The 15,807-nt window shown below is 70.5% G+C and carries 15 protein-coding genes; 3 read left to right on the top strand and 12 right to left on the bottom strand.

Translation table 11 applies throughout. The annotated features are described in order from the left end of the window. Positions 1-189: 189 nt before the first annotated feature. Genes QR78_RS23850 through QR78_RS23840 form a run of 3 tightly spaced genes read right to left on the bottom strand, consistent with a single transcriptional unit; the run spans position 190 to position 1,040 of the window. Positions 190-372 carry a hypothetical protein gene (locus QR78_RS23850; RefSeq protein WP_048430083.1) on the bottom strand — a complete coding sequence of 61 codons (183 nt, stop codon included), beginning with the start codon at positions 370-372 and terminating at the stop codon, positions 190-192. A 10-nt stretch (positions 373-382) separates the two neighbouring features. Beyond that, on the bottom strand, positions 383-676 hold the full coding sequence (locus tag QR78_RS23845) for a hypothetical protein (protein ID WP_048430082.1): 294 nt from the start codon (positions 674-676) through the stop codon (positions 383-385). Positions 677-680: 4 nt separating this feature from the next. After that, complete coding sequence (locus QR78_RS23840) at positions 681-1,040, bottom strand: hypothetical protein (RefSeq protein WP_048430081.1); 360 nt, start codon at positions 1,038-1,040, stop codon at positions 681-683. Between the two features lie 160 nt (positions 1,041-1,200). Here QR78_RS23840 and QR78_RS23835 point away from each other — a divergent pair, with 160 nt between their 5' ends. The 3 genes from QR78_RS23835 (at position 1,201) to QR78_RS23825 (ending at position 5,044) form a co-directional block, all read left to right on the top strand. Continuing rightward, the gene (locus tag QR78_RS23835) at positions 1,201-1,800 is read left to right on the top strand and encodes a nitroreductase family protein (protein ID WP_048430080.1); all 600 of its coding nucleotides are present in this window, start codon (positions 1,201-1,203) and stop codon (positions 1,798-1,800) included. After that, the gene (locus QR78_RS23830) at positions 1,797-3,410 is read left to right on the top strand and encodes an AMP-binding protein (protein ID WP_048430079.1); all 1,614 of its coding nucleotides are present in this window, start codon (positions 1,797-1,799) and stop codon (positions 3,408-3,410) included. Before QR78_RS23835 ends, QR78_RS23830 begins: the two co-directional genes overlap by 4 nt. A 257-nt stretch (positions 3,411-3,667) precedes the next feature. After that, positions 3,668-5,044, top strand: coding sequence for a sulfatase-like hydrolase/transferase (locus tag QR78_RS23825; protein ID WP_125901353.1), 1,377 nt, complete (start codon positions 3,668-3,670; stop codon positions 5,042-5,044). A 92-nt stretch (positions 5,045-5,136) separates the two neighbouring features. Here QR78_RS23825 and atpC read toward each other — a convergent pair whose 3' ends face one another. From atpC to QR78_RS23780, 9 genes are all read right to left on the bottom strand, one after another. Continuing rightward, positions 5,137-5,538 (bottom strand): ATP synthase F1 subunit epsilon, encoded by a 402-nt coding sequence (gene atpC, locus QR78_RS23820; protein ID WP_048430077.1) that lies wholly within the window; start codon positions 5,536-5,538, stop codon positions 5,137-5,139. Between the two features lie 80 nt (positions 5,539-5,618). Next, entirely contained in the window at positions 5,619-7,076 is a 1,458-nt protein-coding gene (gene atpD, locus QR78_RS23815) for a F0F1 ATP synthase subunit beta (RefSeq protein ID WP_048430076.1), read from the bottom strand. Between the two features lie 25 nt (positions 7,077-7,101). Continuing rightward, positions 7,102-7,986: a F0F1 ATP synthase subunit gamma gene (locus QR78_RS23810; RefSeq protein WP_048430075.1), complete on the bottom strand. Its 885-nt coding sequence runs from the start codon at positions 7,984-7,986 to the stop codon at positions 7,102-7,104. A gap of 30 nt (positions 7,987-8,016) precedes the next feature. Next, on the bottom strand, positions 8,017-9,546 hold the full coding sequence (gene atpA, locus QR78_RS23805; protein WP_048430074.1) for a F0F1 ATP synthase subunit alpha: 1,530 nt from the start codon (positions 9,544-9,546) through the stop codon (positions 8,017-8,019). A 63-nt stretch (positions 9,547-9,609) separates the two neighbouring features. Then, a complete protein-coding gene (locus QR78_RS23800; RefSeq protein WP_048430073.1) occupies positions 9,610-10,182 on the bottom strand; it encodes a F0F1 ATP synthase subunit delta in 573 nt (190 codons plus the stop codon). A gap of 414 nt (positions 10,183-10,596) precedes the next feature. Then, on the bottom strand, positions 10,597-11,301 hold the full coding sequence (locus tag QR78_RS23795; protein WP_048430072.1) for a DsbA family protein: 705 nt from the start codon (positions 11,299-11,301) through the stop codon (positions 10,597-10,599). A 135-nt stretch (positions 11,302-11,436) separates the two neighbouring features. Further along, a complete protein-coding gene (locus tag QR78_RS23790; protein WP_048430085.1) occupies positions 11,437-11,928 on the bottom strand; it encodes a glutathione peroxidase in 492 nt (163 codons plus the stop codon). 52 nt (positions 11,929-11,980) lie between these two features. Then, the gene (locus QR78_RS23785; RefSeq protein ID WP_082172027.1) at positions 11,981-14,122 is read right to left on the bottom strand and encodes a TonB-dependent siderophore receptor; all 2,142 of its coding nucleotides are present in this window, start codon (positions 14,120-14,122) and stop codon (positions 11,981-11,983) included. A 354-nt stretch (positions 14,123-14,476) separates the two neighbouring features. Next, positions 14,477-15,739, bottom strand: coding sequence for a Zn-dependent hydrolase (locus QR78_RS23780; protein WP_048430071.1), 1,263 nt, complete (start codon positions 15,737-15,739; stop codon positions 14,477-14,479). Positions 15,740-15,807 lie beyond the last annotated feature (68 nt).

Below are 15,807 nucleotides of genomic sequence, written 5' to 3'. Positions count from 1 at the left end.
CGGCGGGGGAGAGGGCGGAGTCGGTCACGGCTCCGGTTTGCGCCCGCAAAGCCCTGGCCGCAAGCGATCACACGGCACAGGTCGGTGCGGGCGGGTCACACATCGTTGAGAGCCGAGCGCGGAGCCCCCGCAGGCGGGGCGAGGGGAGAACCCGTCGTCTTTCCCTTTCCGGATGGCACCGCCGCCCGCTTAACCCGTCCCCGGGTCGGCCTCGACCGTCTGCCGGTCGCCTGCATTGGCGCCGGAGGTGTTGGCCTCGCTCTCGCCGTCGCCGTCCTGCGGCACGGCCGCGACGCCCTTCAGGTCGTCGGCCGTGATCTTGTCCCGGCGCGCCTTGTCCCGATCGGTCGATTCGTCCTTGCGCTCGGCCATCTCGCCCTCCTCACCAGTCCGTCTTGCCGCCGGTCTTCTCGGTCCGTGACCCGCCGTCGGCCACCTTCTGGCCTTCGCGGGGGCCCTGCGCGGCGATCTGGTCGGAATGACCGCCGGAGCTGCCGCCGACCGAGACCGGCGGTCGGCCGGGTGTGCCGGCGGAGGACCAGTCCTTTTTCAACTCGGCCTCGTCGCGTCCGCCGCCCTCCTGCCGGGTGATCGCCGCCTGCTCGGGCGTCTGGTGGCCGCCGCCGACGGCGGGCTCGCCCCGGCTGCCGACCACGTCGTCGGGCTTCCTCGTCATCGCCTCACTCCCCCTCGTCCTGGCCGACCGCGGCGGTCGCCCGGTCGATGGCTTCCTTCGCGGCGGGATTCTGGGCGGCAGGCCCGCCGGTCGAGGGGTCGCTGATCCGGCGCAGGTTCTCGGGCGGGGTCTCGTCCTCGGTCGCCTGGCTTCCGTCCGTCGCACCGATCGCGTCGCGGCGGTTGAAGTCGGAGGCGACGCGGGCGTCCCGGGCCTGGCCCATCGGGTCGTGGTCCATGTCGGCTTGCGTGCGCGGCGGCACCCCGACATCGAGGGGAGAGTCCTGCCCCATGTCCTGGCCGTTGCGGTCGGTATAGGGGTCGAAGTCGCGCAAGCTGGGCCGCGCCTGATCCGTCTTGTCCATGGAAGTCTCCTGTCGCGGCCGATCCGGCATGTGGAGGACAACACCGCCGGAGGTATGAGGTTTCCGCGGGTCGGGTCCCCCGGAAGTCCGGGGCGGCAGGCCGTGACAACCGCCGCGCTTGCTGGCAGGACGGCGCGAGTTCCACGGAGACCCTCCGCCCGTGACCACCGCCAATTCCCGTACCGCCGACCATCCGATCGACGCGCTGTTCCTCGAGCGCTGGTCGCCCCGCGCCTTCACCGGGGAGGCCGTGCCCCAGGCCGACCTGATGACGATGATCGAGGCGGCGCGCTGGGCCCCCTCGGGCTACAACTCGCAGCCCTGGCGCTTCGTCTACGGCTTGCGCGACACCCCCGCCTGGGAGGCCTTGTTCGGGCTCCTGGTGCCGTTCAACCAGGGCTGGGTGAAGAATGCCGGCGCGCTGGTGTTCCTGGCCTCGAACGGGATGATGAACACCCCGGACGGGCTGAAGCCCTCCTACAGCGCTTCCTTCGATGCCGGCACGGCCTCGGCGCTGTTCCAGCTCCAGGCGGTGAAGATGGGCTGGCACGCCCACGGCATGACCGGCTTCGACCACGAGCGGGCGCCGGCCGCGCTGAACCTGCCGCCCCACCACCGGGTCGAGGCCGCCTTCGCGGTCGGCCGCAAGGCGGATCCCGCGTCCCTGCCGGAGGAGACCCGCGCCCGCGAGACCCCGAACGGCCGCCACCCCCTCGCCGACTTCGTCTTCGAGGGCGGGTTCCCGCCGCGCGAGGCGTGATCCCCACCTCGTACGAGGATTGGGTCGCCGGGTTCCGCTGGCGGATCCCGGAGCGCTACAACATCGCGGTCGACGTCTGCGACCGCTGGGCCGCCGCCGACCCGACGCGCCCGGCGATCCTCGACGTCGACCCGGCCGGCCGGGTCGAGACCTGGAGCTACGCCGCCCTCGCCGAGGCCTCGAACCGCCTCGCCAACGGCCTGCGGGCCCACGGCGTCCGGGCCGGCGACCGGGTGGCGGTGCTGCTGCCGCAATCCCCCGCCGTGGTGGTGGCGCACCTGGCGATCTACAAGCTCGGCGCCGTCGCGCTGCCGCTCGCCGTGGTGTTCGGGCCGGAAGGTCTGCTGCATCGGCTGTCGGATGCCGGCGCGACCGCGGTGGTGACCCATGCGGGCGGCGTCGCCAAGCTGGCGACCCTGCGCGACGCCCTGCCCGGCCTCGCCCTGATGCTCTCGACCGACGGGGCCGGCGACGGCGCGCTCGGCTACGCCGACCTGCTGGCGGCGGCCTCGGCCGATTTTGCGCCCGTCGACACCCGGGCCGACGACCCGGCCCTGATGATCTACACCTCCGGCACCACCGGCCCGCCCAAGGGGGCGCTGCACGGCCACCGGGTGCTGCTCGGCCACCTGCCGGGCTTCTCGATGATGCACGACTTCATGCCGAAGCCCGGCGACCGGATGTGGACCCCGGCGGACTGGGCCTGGGCCGGCGGGCTGCTCAACGCGCTCCTGCCGAGCCTGCATCACGGCGTCGCCGTGGTGGCGCGCAAGGCGGAAAAATTCGATCCCGAGGAGGCTTTTCGGCTGATGGCCGACCTTTCGGTCGCCAACGCCTTCGTGCCGCCCACCGCGCTGCGGATGCTGCGCATCGTCGAGGATCCGCGCGGGCGATTCGACCTGCGCGCCCTGCGCACCCTGGCCTCGGCCGGCGAGATGCTGGGGCCGGAGACCTTCCACTGGGCGAAGCAGGCGCTCGGGCTCACCATCAACGAGGCCTACGGCCAGACCGAGTGCAACCTGGTGCTGGCCTCCTGCTCGGGCCTCGGCGTGGCGCGGGCGGGCTCCACGGGCCGGCCGGTGCCGGGCCACCGGGTCGCGGTGATCCGCCCGGACGGCCAGCCGGCGGCGGTCGACGAGACCGGCCAGATCGCCGTGGCGCGGCCCGACCCGGTGATGTTCCTGCGCTACTGGAACGACCCGGAGGCCACGGAGCGCAAGTTCCTCGGTGACTGGATGACCACCGGCGACCAGGGCCGGATGGACGCGGACGGCTACGTCCACTTCGTCGGGCGCGACGACGACGTGATCACCTCGTCGGGCTACCGGATCGGCCCCGGCGAGGTCGAGGATTGCCTCTTGCGCCACCCGGCCGTCGCGCTCGCCGCCGCAATCGGCAAGCCGGATCCGGTCCGCACCGAGATCGTCAAGGCCTTCGTGGTGCTGCGCCCCGGCCATGCGCCCTCGGACGCCTTGGCGGCGGAGATCCAGGCCTTCGTGCGCACCCGCCTCTCGGCACACGAATATCCCCGCGAGATCGCCTTCCGGGCGAGCCTTCCGCTGACCACCACCGGCAAGATCATCCGCCGCGTGCTGCGGGACGAGGCGTAGGCCGGATCGGCGCCCCGTTTCGCGCCTCGGCACGCCCGCGCGGGGCATCCCGCCGGGCCCAGGCCTCGACGTCCGGCCCCGGTGCAGCGGTCTCATTGCACCCTATTGATTTGTTGCCAACAAAATGTCGAGAACATCAACCTCGTTCTCCATCACGCCGAATAACCCTGGGTCATCGCTGAAATCCGGCCAGTTCGGAGGATGCCGTTAACCGGGGACGGCCAAGCTCGGCCATGTCATGACGACATGACCTCTCGATGCCGGTGGCAATGCTCCAGATCGCCCGGAGATTCCTGAGAAGGCTGCGACCGGAGCGGCCGGATCTGCTGCTGCTGGTCGGCGGCCTCGTGTTGCCGAACATCCTGGCGCTCACCGCGAGCACGGTCGCCGGAGTGCCGGCGCGCACGAGTGCCATCGCGCTCTACGCCGCGCTCGCCCTGCTGGCCGGGCGGATGCGCGGCTGGATCCTGGCTCTGCTCGGCCTCGCGACGGTTCTGTTCGATCTCACCGAAATCGTCGGCCGGATGTTCTTCCTCGGATTCGACGCGACCGTGCGGTCGATCGATCTCGACGTGCTGGCCGGTCTCCTGGCGACCCCGGCCTACGCGGCGGGCAGCGCCGTGATGGTCGCCGTCACGGTCGCCTACCTGGCGTTCCTGATGCGGGCGGGACCGGCGATGCGCCGGGGCAGCCGCCTGGCCTTCGCGGCGGCGACCGCCGCGCTGATGATCGGCGACGGCCTCGCCAACGGTACCGCGGCCTACGATTTCGGCGCGGTGGCGAGCCTCGGCCACCGGTTCGAATCGGCGAGCCTGCTCTCGGGCTTCGACGCCCTGCCCGATCAGGTCCGCCCGCCGCGACGGGTCCTGATGGTGGTGGTGGAGAGCCTGGGGCTGTTGCGCGACCCGGGCGAGCAGGCGGTCCTCACCGCCCCCTTCGAGGATCCGGACCTGCGCCGGCTCTACACCGTCGCGACCGGAACCACGGCCTTCTTCGGCGCGACCGCATCGGGCGAGATGCGTGAATTGTGCGGGACCTACCGCTCCTACGACGAGGCTTTCGTCGACGAGGACCCGGCCTGCCTGCCGGAGCGGTTCGCCGCCCGCGGCTACCGCACGGTCTCGCTGCACGGGTTCCAGGCCGGCTTCTATCACCGGGTGCACTGGTACCCGCAGGCCGGATTTCAGCACAGCCTGTTCGCCCACGAGCTGGAGCCCCGCTTCCCCCATCCCTGCGGCGGACCGTTCCCGGGCGCCTGCGACACCGACGTGGCCGAGGCGGTCGCGACCGAGATCGCCAAGCCGGGCCCCGCCTTCGTCTACTGGCTCACCCTGTCGTCGCACGTGCCGGTGGCGCCCGGCACGGGCACCCCGCGCCAGCATTGCGGCACGCCGGAGAGCCGGTTTTCCGACCGGGAGGTCTGCGCCATGGTGGAGGTGTGGCAGGACGTGTTCGCGGCGGTCGCGCGCCTCGCCGTCGCCCATCCGGGGACCGAGATCCTGCTCGTCGGCGACCACGCCCCGCCCCTGTGGCGCCGGAATGCCCGCGATGCCTTCGCGCCCGGCCGGGTGCCGTGGATCCGCCTCTCGCCGGTGCCCGTCCCGGCCACGGGCCTCGCCGCCGCCAATCCCTGAAACGCCGGAAGGGCGGCGGAGCCCAAAAGCTCCGCCGCCCTTCCGAAAAACCATCGTTTGGGAATCGTCGCCCGTCGCCGGCGGCGCGAGGATCAGAAGCTCAGCGCCACCTTGGCCTCGCGCAGCTGCGCGATCTGGCCCTCGATCTCGATCTTGCGGTCGTAATCGCTGGTGGCGTCGTAGAGCAGCTCCGCCGCCGCGATGTCGGCGTCGATGATCGCGGGGGTCAGCTCCTCGATCGGGGTCGCGCGCTCGGCGATCACGGTCAGCGAGGTGGCGTTGATCTCGGCGAAGCCGCCGCGCACCAGCACCCGCTTGCCCTTCTGCGGGCTCTCGGTGATGACCAGCACGCCGGTCTTGAGGGTGGTGAGCACGGGCGCGTGCCCGGGCAGCACCGTCATCTCGCCCTCGGAACCCGGAAGCTGCACGGCATCGACCGCGCCCGAATACAGGATCCGCTCGGGGCCGACGAGGTCGAACTGGAAGGTGGCCATGGGGTCAGGTCGTTTCCGGTTTCGTCAGACGCGCGCGAAAGGGCCCGGCGCTCGAGCCGGGCCCGTCTTATCGCTGCCGATCAGGCCGCGGCGGCGAGGCGCTGGGCCTTCTCCTTGGCCTCCTCGATCGAGCCGACCATGTAGAAGGCGGCCTCGGGGAGGTTGTCGTACTCGCCGTCCACCAGGCCCTTGAAGCCCTTGATGGTGTCCTCGAGCGCCACGAGCTTGCCCGGCGAGCCGGTGAAGATCTCGGCGACGTGGAACGGCTGGCTCAGGAAGCGCTCGATCTTGCGGGCGCGGGCGACGGTGAGCTTATCCTCCTCGGACAGCTCGTCCATGCCCAGGATCGCGATGATGTCCTGGAGCGCCTTGTAGCGCTGCAGCACCTGCTGGACGCGGCGGGCGACGTTGTAGTGCTCCTCGCCGAGGATCGCCGGGGAGAGCATGCGCGAGGTCGAGTCGAGCGGATCCACCGCCGGGTAGATGCCCTTCTCGGCGATCGAGCGCGACAGCACGGTCGTGGCGTCGAGGTGGGCGAACGAGGCGGCGGGCGCCGGGTCGGTCAGGTCGTCGGCCGGCACGTAGATCGCCTGGACCGAGGTGATCGAGCCCTTGGTGGTGGTGGTGATGCGCTCCTGCAGGGCGCCCATGTCGGTGGCGAGCGTCGGCTGGTAGCCCACCGCCGAGGGGATGCGGCCGAGCAGCGCCGACACTTCCGAACCCGCCTGGGTGAAGCGGAAGATGTTGTCGACGAAGAACAGCACGTCCTGGCCCTCGTCGCGGAAGTGCTCGGCGACGGTGAGGCCGGTCAGCGCGACGCGGGCGCGGGCGCCCGGGGGCTCGTTCATCTGGCCGTAGACCAGGGCGCACTTGGAGCCTTCCGCGGAGCCGTGCTCCTTGGGGTCCATGTTCACCTTGGACTCGATCATCTCGTGGTAGAGATCGTTGCCCTCGCGGGTCCGCTCACCGACGCCCGCGAACACCGAGTAGCCCGAGTGGGCCTTCGCGATGTTGTTGATGAGCTCCATGATGAGCACGGTCTTGCCGACGCCGGCGCCGCCGAACAGGCCGATCTTGCCGCCCTTGGCATAGGGGGCGAGCAGGTCCACCACCTTGATGCCGGTGACGAGGATCTGGGCCTCGGTCGACTGCTCGGCGTAGGACGGGGCCGGCTGGTGGATGGCGCGGAGCGACTCAGTCTTGATCTCGCCGGCCTCGTCGATCGGCTCGCCGATGACGTTCATGATACGGCCGAGCGTGTTGGCGCCGACGGGCACGCGGATCGGCGAGCCGGTGTCGGTGACCTCCTGGCCGCGGACCAGGCCCTCGGAGGTGTCCATGGCGATGCAGCGCACGGTGTTCTCGCCGAGCTGCATGGCGACCTCGAGGACGAGGCGGTTGCCGTTGTTCTTGGTCTCGAGGGCGTTCAGGATCTCGGGCAGGTGGCCCTCGAACTGCACGTCGACGACCGCGCCGATGACCTGGGTGATGTGGCCGGTCTTGGTCGCGCCGGCGGCGGGGGTGGCAGTGTTCGCCATGATGCTAATCCCTGATTGCGTGCGGTCAGAGCGCCTCGGCGCCCGAGATGATCTCGATCAGCTCCTTGGTGATCATCGCCTGGCGCGTCCGGTTGTAGATCAAGGTCTGCTTCTTGATCATCTCGCCGGCGTTGCGCGTGGCGCTGTCCATGGCGCCCATGCGCGCGCCCTGCTCGGAGGCGGCGTTTTCCAGGAGCGCCCGGAGGATCTGAACGGTGAGGTTCTTCGGGAGAAGGGCGGCGAGGATCTCGCCCTCGCCGGGCTCGTAATCGTAGACCGCGTCCGTCGAGGCACCCGCGGCCGCGCCGGTCGGGGCGATGTCGGCCGGAATGATCTGCTGCGCCGTCGGGATCTGGGCGATCACCGAGCGGAAGCGCGAGTAGAACAGGGTCGCGACGTCGAACTCGCCCGCGTCGTAGCGGCCGAGCAGGTTGCGGGCGATGCCTTCCGCGTTCTCGAAGCCGAGCTGGCGCACGCCGCGCAGCTCGATCAGCTCGACGATCTGGTCGCGGAACTCGCGACGCAGGACGTCGTAGCCCTTCTTGCCGACGCAGATGATCTTGACCGTCTTGCCCTGCGCCATCAGGCGCCGGGCATGGTCACGGGCGAGCCGCGAGATCGAGGAGTTGAACGCGCCGCACAGGCCCCGCTCCGCCGTGCAGACGAGGAGCAGGTGGGTGCGGTCCTGGCCGGTGCCGGAGAGCAGCCGGGGCGTCTCCGCCCCGGGCGTCAGGTTGGAGGCGAGGTTACCGAGCACCTGCGCCATGCGCTCGGCATAGGGCCGGGCGCTCTCCGCCGCCATCTGCGCCCGGCGCAGCTTGGCGGCGGCGACCATCTGCATCGCCTTGGTGATCTTCTGGGTCGCCTTCACCGAGGTGATGCGATTGCGCAGGTCCTTCAGACTCGCCATCGGAGGGTCCTTTGGTGTCGAGCCGGAGGCTTACTGGAAGGACTTGGCGAAGGACTCGACCACGCCCTTCAGCTTGGCGCCGCTGTCGGCCGACAGCTCCTTGGAGGAGCGGATCGTGTCGAGCAGGTCGGCGTGCTTGGTGCGCAGAGTCGAGAGCAGGCCGTCCTCGAAGGCGCGGACCCGGTTGACCGGGATCGCATCGAGGTAGCCGTTCACGCCGGCGTAGATCACCGCGACCTGCTCTTCCATCTTCAGCGGCGAGAATTGCGGCTGCTTCAGGAGCTCGGTCAGGCGGGCGCCGCGGTTGAGCAGCTTCTGGGTCGAGGCGTCGAGGTCCGAGCCGAACTGCGCGAAGGCCGCCATCTCGCGGTACTGCGCCAGCTCGCCCTTGATCTTGCCGGCGACCGACTTCATCGCCTTGGTCTGGGCGGCGGAGCCGACGCGCGACACCGAGAGGCCGACGTTCACCGCCGGGCGCACGCCCTGGTAGAACAGGTCGGTCTCGAGGAAGATCTGGCCGTCGGTGATCGAGATCACGTTGGTCGGGATGTAGGCCGAGACGTCGTTGGCCTGGGTCTCGATGACCGGGAGCGCGGTCAGCGAGCCGTTGCCGGCGGCGTCGCCCATCTTGGCGGCGCGCTCGAGCAGGCGGGAGTGCAGGTAGAACACGTCGCCCGGATAGGCCTCGCGGCCCGGCGGGCGGCGCAGCAGCAGCGACATCTGGCGGTAGGCGACGGCCTGCTTCGACAGGTCGTCGTACACGATCACGGCGTGCATGCCGTTATCGCGGAAATACTCGCCCATGGCGCAGCCGGCGAAGGGCGCCAGGAACTGCATCGGCGCGGCGTCCGAGGCGGTGGCGGCGATGACGATGGAGTATTCCAGCGCGCCGTTATCCTCGAGGACCTTCACGAACTGGGCGACGGTGGAGCGCTTCTGGCCGACCGCGACGTAGACGCAGTACAGCTTGGCCTTCTCGTCGGTGCCGGCATGGGCCGGCTTCTGGTTCAGGATGGTGTCGAGCGCCACCGCGGTCTTGCCGGTCTGGCGGTCGCCGATGATCAGCTCGCGCTGGCCGCGGCCGATCGGGATCAGTGCGTCGATCGCCTTGAGGCCGGTCGCCATCGGCTCGTGCACCGACTTGCGCGGAATGATGCCCGGGGCCTTCACGTCGACCCGGCTGCGCTTCTCGGCGACGATCGGGCCCTTGCCGTCGATCGGGTTGCCGAGCGCGTCGACGACGCGGCCGAGCAGGCCCTTGCCGACCGGCACGTCCACGATGGCGCCGGTGCGCTTGACGGTCTGGCCTTCCTTGATCTCGCGGTCGGAGCCGAAGATCACGACGCCGACATTGTCCTGCTCGAGGTTCAGGGCCATGCCGCGCACGCCCGACTCGAACTCGACCATCTCACCGGCCTGGACGTTGTCGAGGCCGTAGACGCGGGCGATGCCGTCGCCGACCGACAGGACCTGACCGACCTCGGTGACCTCGGCCTCCTGGCCGAAGTTCTTGATCTGCTCCTTCAGGATGGCGGAGATCTCGGCGGCACGGATGTCCATCTGGACCTTCCCTCGTTCGTTCGTGTCGGGCGTTGTTCTGGGTCGGCGGGTGCGTCGGGGCCCTTAGCGGGCGCCCTGCATCGCCAGGCGGATGCTGTTGAGCTTGGTGCGCAAGCTGGCGTCGACCATGCGCGAGCCGAGCTTGACGACGATGCCGCCGATCAGGCTCGGGTCGATGCGCAGGTCGAGGTCGACCTCGGCCTTCGCGACGTCCTTCAGGGACGCCTTGATGTCCTGGAGCACCGCGTCGGAGGGCTTTTCGGCGAGCCGCACCTCGGCGCGCACGATGCCCTTCGACTCGCGCACCAGCTCGCGGTAGGCGCGGATCATGTCCGGCAGGGCGAAGAGCCGGCGGTTGGCGGCCGACAGGCGGACGAAGTTGGCGGCGAGGCCCTGGATGCCGGCCTTGGCCAGCACCGCCTCGATCGCCTTGACCTGATCCTCGGCCGAGAAGGCCGGGCTGCGCACCAGGCGCCGCAGGTCGGCGCTCTCGGTCAGCAGGGCGTCGAACCGGTCGAGACCCTCGGCCACCGCGTCGACGGACCGCTCCTCGCGGGCGAGCTCGAACAACGCCGAGGCGTACCGCCCGGCGACGCCCGCCAGGGGAGAACCCGATTCCGATGCGTTCTGAGCCACCAGCGCTCTCTCTTCATGTCCTGGCCCGACGGGTCCGGCCGTATCGCGCCGGTCTGGAAAAGAGCGGCGGCGGCGCGCGGCCCGTCGATGATGGGAAAGGCTCCGGCGCGAGAAGACAGCCCCCTCCCCCGGCGCGGCGCCGGCCTAGCATGGGTTTTCGGGGGGCGCAAGGCGAGCGGAAGCGCACGCCAATCGCGAGGCGGGCCCTGAGTTTAATCCAATCCGGCGCCGGTCCGCGCGTCACCGCGGGCGGGCCTTCGACGATGGTCGGATTGCCCCTCGAAAAACCGGGCCGGCGGCGCGGCGCTCCCGTCGCCGCGTCCGCCGCGACGGGAGCGAGAGGTTTCGTGATGGTTTCCGAAAGTTTTCGGGCGCGCCGGTTCGTGCGCCGGGGCTCGGGCCCCGGGGCGGGCCTCAGCTCGCGCAGGCGATCTCGTCGCACTCGGCCACCGCCGCGAGCACCCGGGCGAGGCTCTTCGGCCCCGGATAGCCGAGGAGCGCCGCCGTGCCGACGACGTAGGACGGGGTGGCGTGCAGGCCGAGATTCGCCGCGAGCCGCATCTGGGCCTTCAGGGCCTCACGCACCTCGTCGGAATCCGCCGCCTGCTCGATCGCCGCGCGGTCGTGGCCGAGGCGGGCCGCGGCGTCGAGCGCCCGCGTCCCGTCGATGCGCCCCGACGTGCCGGGACCCAAGAGGGCGGCGTAGAGCTTCGCGGTCGCCGCCGAGCCGCCGGCCCGCTGCACGGCGAGCGCCACCTTGGCGGCCTGGGCCGACTGGACCGACAGGATCGGGTTGTTGAGGAGCCCGATGCGCAGGTCGGGATTGGCCTTGACGAGGTCGTCGAGGTCGCGCGCCGCCGCCCGGCACCACGGGCAATTGTAGTCGAAGAATTCGTAGAGCGTGACCGAGGCCTCGCGCGGTCCGATCCAGGTCACGCCGCGCGAAGCACCGATCTCGGAGACGAGTTCGCCCGGCAGGCGGGTGTTGGGGAGCGGCTGGCCGTTGTCGCCGGTGATCGCGCGCCATTGGCCCTCCGCCTGCGCCAGGGCCCTGCCGGAGGCCAGGGCGGGCAGCGCCGCCAGGGACGCGGCGAGCAGGGTGCGGCGGGAGAGCGACATGAGGGGTCCTCGGGGGTCCGGATCCGGCCGGCGACGGGCGGTCCTGCCCCGAAGGTCTAGCTCGGCCATTTTGGCCGGATGATGGCCTGACACGAAATCCGGCTGATCGTCTCGCGATGCGGATTTCGGCGTCGCTCACACCCGTTCCGCCAACGCCTTCTCCACCGCACCTTCCAGCGCCGCCGGCGTCACCCGGGGCGCGAACCGTGCCACCACCCGGCCGTCTCGGCCGACCAGGAACTTGGTGAAGTTCCACTTGATCGCCCGGGTGCCGAGGAGCCCGGGCCTGGCCTCCTTGAGATGGGTGAACAGCGGCTCGGCCCTCGCCCCGTTCACCTCGACCTTGGCGAGGAGCGGGAAGGTGACGTCGTAGGTCAGCGTGCAGAACCGGGCGATCTCGGCGGCGTCCCCCGGCTCCTGGGCGCCGAACTGGTTGCAGGGAAAGCCCAGCACCACGAGGCCCGCCTCGCGGTGGCGGCGCCACAGCGCCTCCAGCCCGGCATAATGCGGGGTGAAGCCGCAGGCCGAGGCGGTGTTGACCACGAGCAGCACCCTGCCCCGATACTGCGCCAGCGGGTGGGGCGTCCCGTCCGGGGCGGCGGGCGCGAAGTCGTGGACCCTGGTCATGGTCACCCTGCTCATGGCTGCCTCGTGGCGGAGTCCGCCCCGCCGTCAGCCTTTAGAACCGGGCGGCGACCCCGCCCATGATCGTGCGCGGCTGGCCCGGCGTCGCGTAGCGGTTCTGGAACGAGCGGTCGAAGTAGCGCTCGTCGAACAGGTTGTCGACGTTCAGGTAAACCCGCACGCCCGGGCTGATCTGGTAGTAGGAGATCAGGTTGGCGAGGGTGTAGGCCGGCATCGTGAAGGTCGAGAGCGCCGTGCCGGCGACGCGGGAATCGACGTGGGTGACGCCGCCGCCGAGGCCGAGGCCGCGCAGGGGCCCGCTCTGGAACTCGTAGACGCTCTGGAGCGCGACGCTGTTTTGCGGGATGTTGGCGAGCCGGGTGCCGACGGGAAGCGTCGAATCGCGGGTGATCGCCGCATCGACGAAGGCGTAGGTGCCGATGACCCGCCAGCCCGGGGCGAGGAAACCCGCGACGGAGATGTCGAAGCCGCGGCTGCGCGCCGCTCCGGTCGCGACGCTGAAGTTCTGGTCGACCGGATCGGTGACGAGCTGGTTGGTGCGGCGGATGTCGAAGAAGGCCGCGGTCGCGTCCAGCCGTCCGTCGAGCAGGCTCAGCTTGACGCCGGTCTCGTAGCTCTCGGCCTGCTGGAACGGGAACGGCCGGCCGGAGCGGTCGGCGCCGGTATTGGGCCGGAACGACTGGGCGTAGCTGCCGTAGATCGAGGCGATCTCGGTCACGTCGTAGACGAGGCCGAAGCGCGGCGTCGCCGCCGTGCCCTGGAGCTTCGTCGTCGTCCCGTTGATGTAATTGGTCGTGTCGAGGGCGATGTCCTCGACGCGCACGCCGAGAAGGGCATGGAGCTTCGGCGTGAGGTCGATCTGGTCCTGGACGTAGCCGGCGTAGCTCGTCGTGGTCTGCAACAGGTTGCTGCTCCGCACGGTCAGGGCCGGCAGGGCCTGGCCGTAGCGCGGCGCGAACAGGTCGAGGACGAAGGGGTTGGTGTTGAAGTTCGAGCGGGTGATGTCCTCGCGGTAGCGCAGGCTGTCGCGCTCGAGTCCGACCAGCAGGGCATGGCGCAGGAAGCCGGTCTCGAACTTGCCCGCGAGGTTGATCTGGAGATCGAGGTCCGACCAGGTCAGCTCGCGCCGGTCGAGGGTGCGCCGGAGCAGGTTGCCGTTGCCGAGGAAGCCGACGGTCTGGACCGCATCGCCGGCAATGTTGCCGGCCATCACCTGGGCGCCCGCATTCAGCACCCAGTCCGCGTCGAACCTGTGCTCGACGCGCAGCTGGCCCAGGGCGTTGTCGTTGCGGAACGGGGCCAGGCCCGGCTCGCCGATGTAGCGGTTGCGCGGCACCGCCCGCAGGTCGTTGCGGAACGGGACGATGCCGCGGTCGAAGATCTGGCCGGCACTGATGAACTCGCCCTCGAAGGTCACCGTGGTGTCGGCGCTCGGCTTCCAGGCGATGACGGGGGCGAGGTAGTAGCGGTCGCCGTGGACGAAATCGCGGAAGCTGCCGTTGTCCTCGACCGCGCCGGTGAGGCGGGCGAGCACGGTGCCGCCCTCGTCGAGGGCGCCGGTGGCGTCGAAGGTGCTGCGCTTGGCGTTGTAGCTGCCATATTGCGTCCCGATCGCGAAGGAGCGCTCGGCGGTCGGCTGCTTCGTCACGATGTTGAAGGTGCCGCCCGGGTCGCCGCGTCCGTACAGGAAGGCCGAGGGTCCTTTCAGCACCTCGATCCGCTCGATCGACACGATGTCGGGCGAGTTCGGGTAGCCGCGGTTGATCGGGAAGCCGTTGCGGTAATATTCGCCGGTGGCGAAGCCCCGGATGGTGAACTCGGTCAGCCCGAGGCCGGCGAAGTTGTTCGAGCGCCCGACACCGGCGAGGTCGAGGGCGGTGTCGACCCGCGTCGCCGCCGCGTCCTCCAGCACCTGCCGGGGGACCGGCACCACGGCCTGGGGCGTCTCGCGCAGGGGCGTGTCCGTGCGGGTCGCGCTCACGCTGGTGAGGGCGAGATAGCCCTCGGCCCTCAGGGGCGCGGAGCCGCCCCCGCCCGCGATCGAGATCTCGTCGAGCTGGATCTCCGGGGACGTATCGGCCGCGGCCTGCGCCGCCGCGGCCCGAGGCCCCAGGCCGCCCCAGGCCCCCACGCAGGTCGTCGAGACGAGCGCCGCGACGGCGGCACCACGCTTGATAGTCTTCACAATCACAACCACAGATTTATGCCGGCCGATACGATCGGGCCGCCCTACGGCACGAGATACGTATTGTCAACAATCAGAATAAATCAGAACGATTGTAGATTTGTGGAGAAAATGATCTTCATTATAATAACTACAAATACAATCAGCGGGCCATGACGCATCCGCGGTCCGGCGGGCGAAGCGGCCCGCCGGGGCTGCGCGCGCTGGAGCGTTGTCCGACGGGGTGGAGACCGGTTCGTCGATGGAAAGTTATGCAAAATCAAAGATCGTGAGCAGCGTCCGATCGCACCGCGATCGGGCGCCGCCCCAAGCAGACTTGCGCTGGCAGGCCAACGCTTCGCCCGCTCAGGTTCTTGTTTCGTCGCAGATTTTCGCCGCCGAACCGGTGTCCACGTCGGCGAAATCTGCTGAGGCCAGGATCCGCGCCGCGGCCGCCCCCAGCACGCGCACGCCGAGCGCCAGATCCTCCTCCCGGGTGTCCTCGGTCCAGTGGTGGCTGATGCCGCCGATCGAGGGCACGAACAGCATCGCGGCGGGCATCACCTTGGCGACGTTCTGCGCGTCGTGGCCGGCGCCCGAGGGCATCGCCTGCCAGCCCCCGGGGCACAGGGCCTCGGCGGCGTGCGACAGCGCGCCCATCAGGCCGGGATCGCACAGGGCCGGGCTGTTGCGGGAGATCTCCTCCAGGGTCGCGGTGCAGCGCTCGCGGCGGTTGCTCTCGCGGATCAGCGCCCGCAGGGTCGCCTCCATCCGCTCCAGCACCGGCACCGACACGTCGCGGAATTGAAACAGGATCTCGGCCCGGCCCGGGATGATGCTCGGCGCGCCGGGATCGAGGGTGATCCGGCCGGTGGTCCAGGTGCTGCGCTCGCCGCAGATCCGCGGAAAGGCCTCGTCGATGGCGGCGAGCAGGCGCACGGCGGTCAGGCCCGCGTCGCGGCGCTCCGCCATCGTGGTGCCGCCGGCATGGTCCTGCTGGCCCTCGATCACGATCCGGAACTGCCAGATCGCCACGATGCCGGTGACGATGCCGAGGCGCTGGCCCGCCGCCTCGAGCTGCGTGCCCTGCTCGATATGCATCTCGAGGAAGCCGCGGTAGCGCCCCGCCTCCAGCTGCATCCGCTTCAGGCCGGCGAGGCCGGCAGCCTGCAGGGCCTCGCGCAGGGGCGTGCCGTCCGTGCGGTTGCGGCTGCCGTCGATCGCGGCCTCCGTCACCTCGCCGATGGCGGAGCGACTGCCGAGGAAGCCGACATCGAAATGCCCCTCCTCGTCGGCGAAGGCGCAGACATCGACCGGCAGGCCGGCCCGGGCCAGCGCGATCCCCGCCACGACGCCGAGCGCCCCGTCGAGCCAGCCGGCCTCGTTCTGGCTCTCGATGTGGCTGCCGACGAGGAGGTGCGGCCCCGCGCCGGGATGGCGCCCCAGCACGGTGCCGACCCCGTCGATGGTGGGGGCAAGCCCGCATTCCTCCAGCCGCCGCATCAGCCAGCGCCGGGATTCCATGTCCTCGGGCGAGTAGGTCGGACGATGCACGCCGGTGCGGAAGCGGCCGATCGCCCGCAACGCGTGGAGGTCCGCGAGGAAGGCCTGGGTGTCGATCTCGGGCATGGTCCTCGCCGTCCTCGCCTGGGCGCGCCGTACCGGAGGGAGAGGTGCGGCGCGCCCAGGCGAGGACG

Origin of the sequence: Methylobacterium indicum, assembly GCF_001043895.1 — a bacterium.
Taxonomy (GTDB): domain Bacteria; phylum Pseudomonadota; class Alphaproteobacteria; order Rhizobiales; family Beijerinckiaceae; genus Methylobacterium; species Methylobacterium indicum.
Note: the sequence above shows the minus strand (reverse complement) of the source record. Positions and strands in the feature narration are given on the sequence as shown.

What these genes read in the sequence shown, in the direction of transcription:
- QR78_RS23850 (WP_048430083.1), bottom strand. Translation starts at nt 372, where the DNA reads ATGGCCGAGCGCAAGGACGAATCGACCGATCGGGACAAGGCGCGCCGG.
- QR78_RS23845 (WP_048430082.1), bottom strand. Translation starts at nt 676, where the DNA reads ATGACGAGGAAGCCCGACGACGTGGTCGGCAGCCGGGGCGAGCCCGCC.
- QR78_RS23840 (WP_048430081.1), bottom strand. Translation starts at nt 1,040, where the DNA reads ATGGACAAGACGGATCAGGCGCGGCCCAGCTTGCGCGACTTCGACCCC.
- QR78_RS23825 (WP_125901353.1), top strand. Translation starts at nt 3,668, where the DNA reads ATGCCGGTGGCAATGCTCCAGATCGCCCGGAGATTCCTGAGAAGGCTG.
- atpC (WP_048430077.1), bottom strand. Translation starts at nt 5,538, where the DNA reads ATGGCCACCTTCCAGTTCGACCTCGTCGGCCCCGAGCGGATCCTGTAT.
- atpD (WP_048430076.1), bottom strand. Translation starts at nt 7,076, where the DNA reads ATGGCGAACACTGCCACCCCCGCCGCCGGCGCGACCAAGACCGGCCAC.
- QR78_RS23810 (WP_048430075.1), bottom strand. Translation starts at nt 7,986, where the DNA reads ATGGCGAGTCTGAAGGACCTGCGCAATCGCATCACCTCGGTGAAGGCG.
- atpA (WP_048430074.1), bottom strand. Translation starts at nt 9,546, where the DNA reads ATGGACATCCGTGCCGCCGAGATCTCCGCCATCCTGAAGGAGCAGATC.
- QR78_RS23795 (WP_048430072.1), bottom strand. Translation starts at nt 11,301, where the DNA reads ATGTCGCTCTCCCGCCGCACCCTGCTCGCCGCGTCCCTGGCGGCGCTG.
- QR78_RS23790 (WP_048430085.1), bottom strand. Translation starts at nt 11,928, where the DNA reads ATGACCAGGGTCCACGACTTCGCGCCCGCCGCCCCGGACGGGACGCCC.
- QR78_RS23780 (WP_048430071.1), bottom strand. Translation starts at nt 15,739, where the DNA reads ATGCCCGAGATCGACACCCAGGCCTTCCTCGCGGACCTCCACGCGTTG.